The organism is Brevibacillus fortis, assembly GCF_003013395.1.
GTDB classification, from domain to species: domain Bacteria; phylum Bacillota; class Bacilli; order Brevibacillales; family Brevibacillaceae; genus Brevibacillus; species Brevibacillus fortis.
Map to the genome: position 1 here is coordinate 146,398 of NZ_PXZM01000010.1, position 11,117 is coordinate 157,514.

General features: G+C 47.4%; 13 protein-coding genes. 8 read left to right on the forward strand and 5 right to left on the reverse strand.

What is annotated here, in order from left to right:
• The first annotated feature begins 57 nt into the window (after positions 1–57).
• On the forward strand, positions 58–1,266 hold the full coding sequence (locus C7R93_RS07605; RefSeq protein ID WP_106838247.1) for an MFS transporter: 1,209 nt from the start codon (positions 58–60) through the stop codon (positions 1,264–1,266).
• A gap of 147 nt (positions 1,267–1,413) precedes the next feature.
• Positions 1,414–2,670 carry an MFS transporter gene (locus C7R93_RS07610; protein ID WP_106838248.1) on the forward strand — a complete coding sequence of 419 codons (1,257 nt, stop codon included), beginning with the start codon at positions 1,414–1,416 and terminating at the stop codon, positions 2,668–2,670.
• Here the strand turns inward: C7R93_RS07610 and C7R93_RS07615 are convergent.
• Positions 2,647–3,426 carry an SDR family NAD(P)-dependent oxidoreductase gene (locus tag C7R93_RS07615; protein ID WP_106838249.1) on the reverse strand — a complete coding sequence of 260 codons (780 nt, stop codon included), beginning with the start codon at positions 3,424–3,426 and terminating at the stop codon, positions 2,647–2,649. The genes C7R93_RS07610 and C7R93_RS07615 overlap by 24 nt on opposite strands.
• A 101-nt stretch (positions 3,427–3,527) precedes the next feature.
• Between C7R93_RS07615 and C7R93_RS07620 the strand changes: the two genes are divergently transcribed.
• Positions 3,528–3,752, forward strand: coding sequence for a DUF1540 domain-containing protein (locus C7R93_RS07620; RefSeq protein WP_106838250.1), 225 nt, complete (start codon positions 3,528–3,530; stop codon positions 3,750–3,752).
• A 62-nt stretch (positions 3,753–3,814) separates the two neighbouring features.
• Here C7R93_RS07620 and C7R93_RS07625 read toward each other — a convergent pair whose 3' ends face one another.
• Positions 3,815–4,405 carry a 5' nucleotidase, NT5C type gene (locus C7R93_RS07625; RefSeq protein WP_106838251.1) on the reverse strand — a complete coding sequence of 197 codons (591 nt, stop codon included), beginning with the start codon at positions 4,403–4,405 and terminating at the stop codon, positions 3,815–3,817.
• 97 nt (positions 4,406–4,502) lie between these two features.
• On the opposite strand from C7R93_RS07625, the gene C7R93_RS07630 reads away from it, so the two are divergent.
• Positions 4,503–5,084, forward strand: coding sequence for a hypothetical protein (locus tag C7R93_RS07630; protein ID WP_106838252.1), 582 nt, complete (start codon positions 4,503–4,505; stop codon positions 5,082–5,084).
• 63 nt (positions 5,085–5,147) lie between these two features.
• On the opposite strand, the gene C7R93_RS07635 is transcribed toward C7R93_RS07630, so the two are convergent.
• Positions 5,148–5,678 (reverse strand): DUF84 family protein, encoded by a 531-nt coding sequence (locus C7R93_RS07635; RefSeq protein WP_106838253.1) that lies wholly within the window; start codon positions 5,676–5,678, stop codon positions 5,148–5,150.
• Positions 5,679–5,819: 141 nt separating this feature from the next.
• On the opposite strand from C7R93_RS07635, the gene dapF reads away from it, so the two are divergent.
• Positions 5,820–6,680 (forward strand): diaminopimelate epimerase, encoded by an 861-nt coding sequence (dapF, locus tag C7R93_RS07640; RefSeq protein ID WP_106838254.1) that lies wholly within the window; start codon positions 5,820–5,822, stop codon positions 6,678–6,680.
• 112 nt (positions 6,681–6,792) lie between these two features.
• On the opposite strand, the gene C7R93_RS30215 is transcribed toward dapF, so the two are convergent.
• On the reverse strand, positions 6,793–6,939 hold the full coding sequence (locus tag C7R93_RS30215; protein ID WP_167402443.1) for a hypothetical protein: 147 nt from the start codon (positions 6,937–6,939) through the stop codon (positions 6,793–6,795).
• A 276-nt stretch (positions 6,940–7,215) separates the two neighbouring features.
• Here C7R93_RS30215 and C7R93_RS07645 point away from each other — a divergent pair, with 276 nt between their 5' ends.
• The 3 genes from C7R93_RS07645 to C7R93_RS07655 are packed head-to-tail and all read left to right on the forward strand — an operon-like array spanning position 7,216 to position 10,429.
• Entirely contained in the window at positions 7,216–8,385 is a 1,170-nt protein-coding gene (locus C7R93_RS07645; RefSeq protein WP_106838255.1) for a cysteine desulfurase family protein, read from the forward strand.
• A 25-nt stretch (positions 8,386–8,410) separates the two neighbouring features.
• Complete coding sequence (thiI, locus tag C7R93_RS07650; protein WP_106838256.1) at positions 8,411–9,610, forward strand: tRNA uracil 4-sulfurtransferase ThiI; 1,200 nt, start codon at positions 8,411–8,413, stop codon at positions 9,608–9,610.
• A 42-nt stretch (positions 9,611–9,652) separates the two neighbouring features.
• On the forward strand, positions 9,653–10,429 hold the full coding sequence (locus C7R93_RS07655; RefSeq protein ID WP_106838257.1) for a fumarylacetoacetate hydrolase family protein: 777 nt from the start codon (positions 9,653–9,655) through the stop codon (positions 10,427–10,429).
• 60 nt (positions 10,430–10,489) lie between these two features.
• Here the strand turns inward: C7R93_RS07655 and C7R93_RS07660 are convergent, their stop codons facing one another.
• On the reverse strand, positions 10,490–10,771 hold the full coding sequence (locus C7R93_RS07660) for a hypothetical protein (RefSeq protein ID WP_106838258.1): 282 nt from the start codon (positions 10,769–10,771) through the stop codon (positions 10,490–10,492).
• Positions 10,772–11,117: the final 346 nt, after the last annotated feature.

Sequence of the window (11,117 nt, forward strand, 5' to 3'; positions counted from 1 at the left end):
TGCGCTTATTTTTTGACAAATGTTACAATATTGAAAACGGTGAGAGGATGCATTCCTGTGTCGATCTTGCAACATCCCGTCTTTCGTCGTTTGTATACGGCCCACATTGTTCACATCATCGGAAATGAATTTACGTTTATTGCGGTCGTTGGACTTTTACATGATTTAAGTGGATCGGGTCTTTCTTTTGCGGCAGGTACTGTGTTTCGTATGCTCCCTTATGTGTTTGCCAGCTTTTTCGCAGGGACGCTTGTGGAGAATTGGGATAAACGGCGGGTCATGATTGTCGTCAATTTGCTTCGTGGCATTCTCGTCAGTTTGTTTTTCTTCATCACATCTGCGACCTACTTATGGGTGGCTTTTTTGTTATTGATTCTGGTCAATATTTGCAGTGCTTTTTTCCAACCAGCGATGCAAGTAGCGATCGTACAATCCGTGGAGGAAAAGGACAGGTTGGCTGCCAATTCCCTTTTGCAGGGGACGACTTCGTTTCTTATTATCGTTTGTCAGGGTGTGGCAGCAGTTCTGGTTTACTTGTTCTCCTATCGCTACAACTTCTTGCTCGATGCCGCCTGTTATTTGTTGTCGCTGTTCATCTTGCTTCCGCTTCCGCATATCGCCAACTCTGTTGCATCGAAAACGGCTGTACCTTTTATGGAAAGGTTAAAAGAGGGATTCCGTTATATCGGCAAACATCGGGAGATTGGCAGTGTGATCGGCTATCAGATGGCGGAACGTGTATGTGGCGCCTATTACATTATGCTGATGTACTATGTTCTTACGGAGCGGGGAGAGGGCTTGTATGTCTTCGGACTCTTGGACATTCCGTTGGGTCTCGGGGGTGTGATAGCTGGGATTGCTGTGAACAAGCTGTCTGAGCGCCTGAGCGAAAAGGGAACATGGCGTGTCCAAGGATGGGCACTCGTAGCGATGGGATGTTCGATTATCGCCGTGTTTCATGCGAAACCGCTGCTTGGGCTGGCCATCGCCATCCTATTCGCATCAACTGCTCAGTTTAGCTCATCGATATTGTCTGTGACGAAGCTTCAACGAATGTCTGACCCTGCTTATTTGGCTCGCGTTTTTTCCATTCGGGAAATGGCGACCATGGGAAGCTTTTCTGTGAGCTGCTTGATTCTCGGATTCAGTGCGGAGCAGGTCGGGAGTGCCGCTGTCTCCGTGTGGCTTGGTTTCTTTGGGGTTGCAGCAGGGCTTCTGTGGCTCTGGAGCCATCGTAAGTTGCAAAAGATCACAGACGTACAGTGAGACTCAGGATAGATTCCTCTGCTTATTTGGAGCAGAGGCTCTTTTTTTATACAAAATGAAACTTTTAGATTTAATAAATATAATTATTGAAAAAGTATGAACCTGATTATACAATGAATGGAAAAAAGAGAAAAAGGAAGATGCAGCATGAAGGAATTATGGCGGCAGCGTTCATTTCGCTGGTATTGGCTGGGGATGTTCTTATCTGGTCTGGGGGATCAGTTTGGCTGGATGGGCTTGACGTGGTTTGTCATGAATAAAACAGGCTCACCTACTGCGATGGGTGGGGTTGTTCTTGCGTATATGCTCCCTGCTGTTCTTACTGGTTTAGTGGCGGGAGTTTTACTGGATCGGTTTGATCGACGCAAGCTCATCATGATGGACAATGTGGCGCGAGGACTCATTTTTATAGCGTTGGTCGCATTATTGCAGATCGATCAAGTTCCGCTATTTGTGATATACGTGTTGATTGTGATTGCGGGAATCCTTTCACCGTTGAGTACAGCTGGGGCGCAGACTTTGTTGCCTAGAATCGTCTCGGACAAAAATCAATTGGTCAAAGCGAATGGCGTGATGGAAACGCAATGGCAAATTGTCTATATGTTTGGACCGGCACTCGCGGGTGTATTAATCGGGTTGATTGGTGAAGCTTATGTTCTGTTGATCGATGCGGCCAGCTTTTTCGTATGTGCATTCTGCTTCTCCCGGTTGCCCCGAGAGCTTACGAAAAGTGCGAATCCAACAGCGATTGCCAAAGGCCAAACGGGAGTGTTCATGCGTTCTCTCCTGAGTGACATGCGGACAGGGTATCGATACATATTTGGACGTAAGCAATTGATCATTCTTGTTTTCTTTACCTTTTTGTTTAACATGTCGTACGGCCCCATTGAAATTGCATTACCACTGTATGCGAATCAGGATTTGGCAGGAGGATCAATTGCATTAGGGATGCTGTGGTCTTCTTTGGCAGTAGGGGCATTACTAGGCTCACTCTTTTTCTCGACGGTTACGTGGAAACTTCCGTTGGGGTCGACATTAGCAGGGATTATCGTGGCGTGGGGAGTGACCACATTGCCGATCGCATTATTCTCAAGGTTGGAGATCGCGATGGCTTCGATGGTTGTGGCGGGCTTTTGCTTTGCTCCTTATAACATCATGTACAGAAGCTATCTGCAAAAGCAGGTGCCCGATGCTCTCTTGGGGCGGGTATTAACCAGTGTTCGCACGATTACGGGGACAGGAATGCCGGCGGGAGCGGCTGTCTCTGGCTTCCTCATACCCTACCTGGGTGTTCAAGGGATCATTGGAGCCGGAGCAGCCGTATGTATCATTTTCGGTATCATTGCATTTGGTGCATTGAAAAACTTGGAGGATTCCTCATCACTTTCGATTGAGGAGAGGTGAGACGAGGTGTTTTAGCCACTGAGGCAATAGGAAGTAGATGCGGGAGAGCGCATGTAGACGAAATGGCATGGCAACCTCCGGACGTTTTGCTTCCGCCGCTCGATATATTGCCTTTGCCGTTTGTTCCGGTGTCAATAAATACCGACTTACTTTGCTGCGATAGCTACCCGTTTTGTCTGCCTTATCCAAAAAGGGTGTGTCAATCGGTCCTGGCATGGCACAGGTAACGGCAATTCCACTGCCTTGCAGTTCGTGGCGCAATCCTTCACTAAAGCGGATTACAGCTGCTTTGCTGGCTGCATATACCGCAGCTTTGGCTGTTGCGACCTGTCCGGCAAGTGAGGCTATCGTGATAATATGCCCCTGCTCTTGTTGAAGCATCATCGGCAAAAAGGCACGGGTCGTGTAGAGAACACCGGAAATATTCGTTCGCAATGTTTCTTCCAGCTCCTCTACGCGCATTTCGATGAGTGGTTCAAAGACTGCCATCCCGGCATTGTTGTAAAGAAAATCGCAACGTTCAAAACGGATGTGCACCCATGCAGCGAACTGCCGAATGTCTTCATTACTGCCGACGTCTAACAGGTAATGATGGAGACGATTCGGATAAGCTTTTTGTAACGAAACGAGTTCCTCGCTGATGGCTTTGCGGCTTGTGGCAATGACACAATCTCCTTTTTCCAAATGAAGTCGTGTCAAAGCTAGACCAAGGCCACCAGAAGCCCCGGTGATGACGACAATACGGGGAGTTGACATGTCATCCTCCTCTTTCTCGAGTAGAGTTTTGTTTCCATTGTGAATGGCAAGTATAAGCCCCTAAGTTGTTGTGAAGGCTAGCCTCTAGGGGGTGAATGCACATGCCAGCAGTTAAATGTTCTGTAGCAAACTGTGAGTACTGGGCGCAGGGCAATCTTTGCAGCGCCGAAGAGATCATGGTAGAGATTGACGCACACGCTACCGTAAACCTGAAAGAAGAATTCGCGGGTGAGTACGGTCAAAACACGCAGCATCAGGATCAGGCAAAAACTTCGTCTGAAACCTGTTGTCTGACGTTCAAGCCGAAGAATTCCACGAAGAAATAATGCGGCTTCGGCGCAAAAAGGACGTATCCCTTAATGGTGATACGTCTTTTTTGCTGTTTGCCCTATACGCTTGTCCTAGCCAGAAAGAGCTCGTTGACTTTTTGGGCAACCTCTTCCCAAGAAGTGACTCGATGAATGAGTGGAGGAAGGGAAGCTTGATTATAAGGAGTGTCAAACAAGAACACGGGAATTTGCAGTGCTTCTGACAATTGCAAAGCGTTCTCCAGACGATCCTCCAAAAAAAGGTCCACTCCCCATTTACGGGCAGCTGACAGCTTGTCGTGGCTTCCAATCAAATCCACTTCATGGTGAGGGATATTGTAGCGAGCAAACCATTGTAAGGTCACATCGCGGTGACGATCCTCACGAGCACTTATATATACCAGCTTGTGGGAGGAAGACCAATCGCGCAAAACCTGATCGGCAATTCCGTGAACAGGCGCACCATCATAAAGGCGCTCCCCGTTTTGATCCAACCACGTTTCGAACTCTGCGTCCGTGATTTGATACACGTTGGCTAAATTGTACTCCACACAATCTTCATATCGTAAATCTCTTCCAAAGCTCTCATTCATCAACGGAACAATACTGCTAGGTGATGTGACTGTACCGTCAATATCAATGCCAATGGTTAGGATTTTGTCTGGTTTCATTCTCTCGCCTCCCGTTTAAATTGTACAACGTAGGCAGACAATAAGGCTACTTCCTTCACTTAATTAATCCTTTGCCAAAAAAGGGGCTGAGCATGATATGTTGGATCGACACGAACGTAATGATGCGAAGCGGAAGGAAGATACCGGTTTTTCCGAGACGGTTGATCAGCACGACAGGGAGTTTGCAGCGAATACTTGGACACAGGCCGTCTTTGACGAAGAGGAAGAGCGGTCGAGGCGCAGGGTTCACTACGATCCCCATTCCTATACAGAGCGCTATACAGGCGAGCTGGATGAGGAGCGAAACGACTTTTCGGAGCGTTTGGATGGCGTTGTCCTGACCAGAGAGGATCGTTCACCGGTCGCCAAAGTCAAAGATGATGACATCGAGGTGGCGGCGGAAATCGCCGAGCCGATTCCGACCAGTCGTGCTGCCAGTGAGATCGACACAGACGAGGAAAACCGGGAAAATGGGGCCAGTGGTATCGGGATGACTGGCTTGGGCTTATCGGTCCTGTCCTTGTTTCTCATGCCATACTTGGTGGCTCCAATTGGTATGGTGCTTGGCTACTTGGCGTATCGACGCAACTCGAAGACACTGGGAGCCTGGGCGATGATCGTAGGTGCTATTGCCATTTTGGGCGCATTAGTTATCTACCCGTACTATACGGCTCGCTAAAAGCATCACACCGCAAAACCTCTCCGGTCGTTCAGCCGGAGAGGTTTTTGTGTTGCCCCACTACTATTTGTACAAAGAGGAAACGAAAGGCGTAATCGCTGCGATAACGGCATCACAAAAAACATCGGAACGCCGTACGCGATTATCCGTTAAGAGGGAATAGGCGCCGCCGCGATGATTACTGCCAACGGTTTTGCCCCATTCATCTATGATGGTGCCAAGCTCAATTTGCTCCTGCTGGATTCGCTGGACGGCTTGATTCGGGATAGGAAAAGCCAAACCTTTTCCAATAAATAGCTCACTTCCATTCCAGGCAGCGCAGATGGAAATCAAATACCACTGTTTTGTAAATTGCTCATCGTACGTAAGTCCGCCTTCTAAGCCTAGCCCAATCTCTGCTTCTGGTGCTTGACTACGTGCAGCTTTTGCTCGATTGATCGCTCCTGTAATCGTTTCTTCTTCACTCATCGGCTGAGCCGCTACGCCCGAGGGGACGGATAAGCAGATAGGTTCCGTTCCAGTTGCTTTTTGTACAGCGAGACGTTTTGCTTCATTTGTTGTTCCGAGTGCATAGCGGAAAATATGATAATCCAACGGCTTATTCCACCTCTTTCCATCATCGATGCTAGTGGTAGTATACCACCTTTTGATTCGACCACGATTCTCTAGGTTGTGATAAGATAATGCATAGAGGAGAGTCAGACCTAGCATTCGAAAGAGAAAGAGGAGTGGACGATGAAATTTACAAAGCTGCATGGCTTGGGTAATGATTACGTTTACGTCAACTGTTTTGATGAAGACTTGTCGGGTGTAGATTTACCTGAATTGGCAAGAAGGGTGAGCGATCGGAATTTTGGCATTGGAGGCGATGGACTGATCCTCATTATGCCATCTGAACGAGCAGATTTTCGCATGCGGGTATTTAACAATGATGGCAGCGAAGCAAAAAATTGCGGAAACGGCTTGCGCTGTGTGAGCAAGTACGTATACGACCACGGTTTGACGGAGCAAACAACGTTTACCGTGGAGACGTTGGGAGGGACCGTTACCCCTGTCGTATCGCTTGGAACAGACGGTAAGGTCGATCAAGTAACAATTGATATGGGAGAGCCTCGTTTTGAGCGAGCAGCGATTCCGATGACAGGCATTCCTGAAGAACGAGTGCGAGAAGAGGTAATCGAGGTCGATGGAACGGCGTTTACGATGACGGCTGTTTCGATGGGCAATCCACATGCCATCCTTTTCGTCGATGAAGTGAAGGAAGAAGATGTTCGTCATTACGGGCCAATGATCGAGTACCACGAATGGTTTCCTGAGCGAACCAACGTCGAATTTATCCAAATATTGAATCAAGAGGAAATTCTTTTCCGTGTATGGGAGAGGGGATCAGGTGTAACGCTTGCCTGTGGGACAGGAGCTTGCGCTGCTGCAGTAGCTGCCCACTTGAGTGGAAAGACAGATAGAAAAGTCACGGTTCACTTGGCAGGAGGAGATCTCTTTATTGAATGGAAGGAAGAGGATAACCGAGTCTATATGACGGGGCCGGCTACCGAAGTTTTTTCCGGTGAGTATTTGGGAGAGATCCCATTTAAATAGCAGCAAGTAAAAACCGTTCCGTCGAAATCGACTGGAGCGGTTTTTCACAAAAAATAGCGTGGTCACGGGCGTTTTTCCTTGCCGTAACCACGCTATCGAATTCGAATGAATGTCACCCGTTATACACCTCATGTAAGTACGCGACATCCGTGCGATCGTACTGAGGGGTATTTTTGTTCATCTTCGCCAGTTCTGCTTGCAGTCTTTTCAATTCGGCTTCCATCTTCTTGATTTCTTCTTGCATGGCTTGTGCTGTCATGGTGGTTCTCTCCTTGTTGTCGTTTTTTATCTAAATTTATTGACTATTCTAACGAAAGGCCAAAACAATGTAAATAGCCTATATCTGGATGTAAGCGCTTTATCCGTGAATAGTCTGTGAACGGTTGTTCAGATTGTCTGATTTGGTCTTTTGAGAGCAACGAACTCGGGGAAAAATAAGGTCGAGAAGTGCAATACTTTGTATGTTCTTTACGAAAAGTCATGTTATGATGAAGCGTAGTATTCGGGCATCTTGCCCTTAGGAAGGTGTGTACTGGTGATTTACTTGGACAACAGTGCGACTACCCGGCCTCATCCTCAAGTGATTGAAACCGTGAGACGCGCGATGGAAAGCTACTATGGAAACCCGTCTTCTTTGCATCAAAAAGGAGTAGAGGCGGAAAATGTACTGAAGCAGGCGCGAAAGGTTGCTGCACAGTACTTGGGCTGTAAAGAAAGTGAAGTTATATTTACTTCAGGTGGTACGGAGAGCAACAATACGGCGATCAAGGGTGTAGCCTTTCAATATCAAAACAGAGGGAAACATATTATTACGACACAGGTAGAGCATCCGGCTGTTTACGATGTCTGCAAACAGTTGGAAGGCCTGGGGTTTGCCGTGACATATCTGCCGGTAGATCGTGAAGGTCGCGTATCGGTAGAAGATGTTCAGAAAGCAATGCGTCCCGATACGATTCTTGTTTCGGTCATGCATGTGAACAACGAGCTGGGGACCATTCAGCCGATCCTGGAAATCGGACAATGGCTGAAGCAATTTCCGAAAGTCTTGTTTCACGTCGATGCTGTCCAAGGAATTGGGAAAGTTCCTTTGCGCATCAAGGATTCAGGGATTGATTTGTTGAGCGTCTCTGCTCACAAGTTTTACGGCCCTAGAGGAGTGGGCATTTTATATAAACGAGAAGGCTTGATCATTCACCCGTTAATGATGGGTGGCGGTCAAGAAGGCGGTGTTCGCTCAGGAACGGAAAACCTCCCAGCCATCGCTGGTATGGCAAAAGCAATCCGGATTTTAGAGGAACTGGGCAGCGTCGAGATAATCAGGCTGCAAAAACTGAATCAGCAGCTTCGAGAAGGGATTACAACAATCGAAGGTTGCATTGTGAATACCCCGGAAGCGAATGCGGCTCCTCATATTATGAACTTGTCAGTACCAGGAGTAAAAGCGGAAGTCCTGTTGCATGCTTTGGAGGAAAAAGGTTTCTTAATATCCACGAAGTCGGCGTGTTCATCCAAAGCCAATGAGCCGAGCAGAGTACTGACTGCGATTGGAATCGAGCGGGATTGCGCGTTGTCGTCTCTGCGGGTCAGTCTGGGCCGGGAAAATACAGCGGAGGATATTCAACAGTTTTTGAAGGCGTTAGAGGAATGCGTAAGTGTGCTTCGTACGTATATCAAACAACAACCTGCCCCCGCTCATAGAAAATAGTGTGGACAACTAAAAGGAGATAAATATGAACTACGATGTTATTTTGATTCGTTATGGTGAATTGGCGCTGAAAGGGAAAAACCGCGATCAATTCGAAGAGGCACTTGTCAAAAGTGTAAGAAACGTACTGCGCTCATTTTTTAAAGTAAAAGTTCGACGCAATTACGGTCGGATGTATGTGGAGCTGCACGGGGAGGACGCCTATGCGGTTATGGAGCGTTTGAAGCGCGTTTTTGGTATTTCTTCCTTTAGTCCGACGATCCAGGTAGATCCTGATATTGAAACGATCAAGGAAAAAGCGCTGGAGTTGGTTCGTCAAATGGACCCACAGCCGCGTACCTTCCGCGTGGTTTCTCGTCGCGCAGATAAACGCTATCCAATTCAATCGATGGAAGTGAACCGCATGGTGGCAACACACATCTTGCGTGCCCTTCCAGCTATCAGTGTAGATTTGCATGAGCCGGATATGATTGTTAATGTAGAAATTCGCACGGAGGGTACGTACATTAGTTGTGAAACCATTCAGGGACTAGGCGGCTTGCCAGTTGGGGTAAGCGGAAAAGTACTGTTGCTTCTATCTGGGGGTATCGACAGTCCTGTAGCTGGCTGGATGATGCTGAAGCGTGGAGTGACGCTTGAAGCGATTCACTTCCACAGCTATCCGTTTACGAGCGAGCGCGCTTTGCAAAAAGTACGTGACTTGGCTCATAAGCTGACCAAATGGGGAGGAACTGTCCGTCTCCACGTCGTACCGTTTACAGAGATTCAAACTGCCATTCGTGAAAAATGTCCAGAAGACTATTTGATCACCATCATGCGTCGTTTCATGATGCGCATTTCGGAGCGTGTTGCGGAAAATACCAATGCCAAGGCACTCGCAACAGGAGAAAGCCTCGGTCAAGTTGCGTCGCAAACCTTGGAAAGTATGGATACGATCAACAAGGTGATTTCGATTCCAATCCTGCGACCGCTTGTTGCAATGGACAAGGTAGACATTGTGGACATTTCTCGCCAAATTGATACGTACGAACTGTCTATTTTGCCATATGAAGACTGCTGCACAGTGTTTACACCGAAAAATCCTGTGACGCGACCGAAGCCTCGCCTCGCCGTAAAATTTGAGGAAGCGCTGGATGTAGAAGCGTTAGTGGAGGATGCTGTAGCGCGAACTGAAATAGAAGAGATTACAACGAAGCCAAAAGAAACCACAACCGACCTGTTCTAAATGCAGGTATAGAGAAAATCGCGACACGGGGGAGAAGGAACCATGATAATCCGTTATGAGCGCAATGGTAAGGTGAAGCATGGCTGGATGGTGGAAGAGGATCACAAAGTACGTGTGATTGAAGGGGACATTTACAAAATCCATACAGCAAAACCGATTATGACAGGCCTTGAGCTGCCTTTGGACGAGGTCACGTTAAAGGCGCCAAGTGATCCAAGCAAGGTCGTGTGCATCGGATTGAATTACCTGGACCATGCGGCTGAGATGGGGATTGACATGCCAAAAGAACCGTTGATGTTTTTGAAGCCGTCAACAACTGTCATTGGACCTGGTGAGCCCATCGTCTATCCAAAACTGACCCAGAACCTTCATTATGAAGGTGAACTCGCCGTGGTGATTAAGAAAGAGGCCAAGAAGGTCAAGGCTGTTGATGCAGACGATTATATCTTGGGATTCACTTGTGCGATTGATGTGACCGCTCGCGATCTGCAGATGAGCGATGGGCAATGGACACGAGCGAAAGGCTTTGACACGTTTTGTCCGCTTGGACCTGCTATTGCAGCCAAACTGGATTATCATAACTTGCGTATCGTGACACGAGTAAACGGGGAAGTGCGTCAGGATGCTCGCACTGACCAATTGATTTTTTCGATTCCGCAGCTGATCGAAGCTGTGTCTGCGGTCATGACGCTTCGTCCAGGCGATGTTATTTTAACCGGGACTCCATCTGGTGTAGGCGAACTTGTTCCAGGTGACGAAATTTCGGTAACCATCGAAGGGATCGGAACCTTAACGACTCATGTAGTTGCTGAGGAGTAGTCATACATTCTTTGATAAATTGACCAAGCCCCCTGCTTGTATAAGTGGGGGCTTGGCTTTTTATTCTTCTTCGTTCGGATCATCATGAATGGGGTGCGCGGATGGGTCTTGTCTCGGAAGGTCTTGATGCATCAGCCGTGTTTCGTAAGTGAATCGAGTGGTGGTGGAGTGCTGTCCGGGTTCCCAGCCTGTTGCTTTCCCTAAGCGGGCTTCGTTGGTGGCTGCTCCAAAAGGCCCCTCCGGGAATTCTTCCTGAAGGATTTCGTTGCGCTGGGACTCTACAGTAGATAATTCACTGTAATTATCGTTTTCGTATTCTTCGTAGGTTGGTTTCGGGTCCATAGTAACACCGCCGTTTTATTATTGGATACTTTCACGGATACGTAGCTAAAACGCCTGACGGTTATAGTGTGAAATAAAAAGAGAATCACTATTCGTTTTACCTATTGACTCCGTCACTTATTTCATTTATATTTAAATTCTGCTCGAAACAATCAACTCAAATGAAAAGTCATCAATAAAAAAGTGAGAGAAACACTTGACTTTTATCTGTTGGTTTTGTTATATTAGATCTTGTCGCTGCTGAACGAAGCGAAATGGTTAAAAAAACCTCTTGCAAAAACAGTTGCGATGTGGTAAGATCGATAAGTCGCCTTCGGGCGAATGACACAAAATGCTCTTTGAAAAC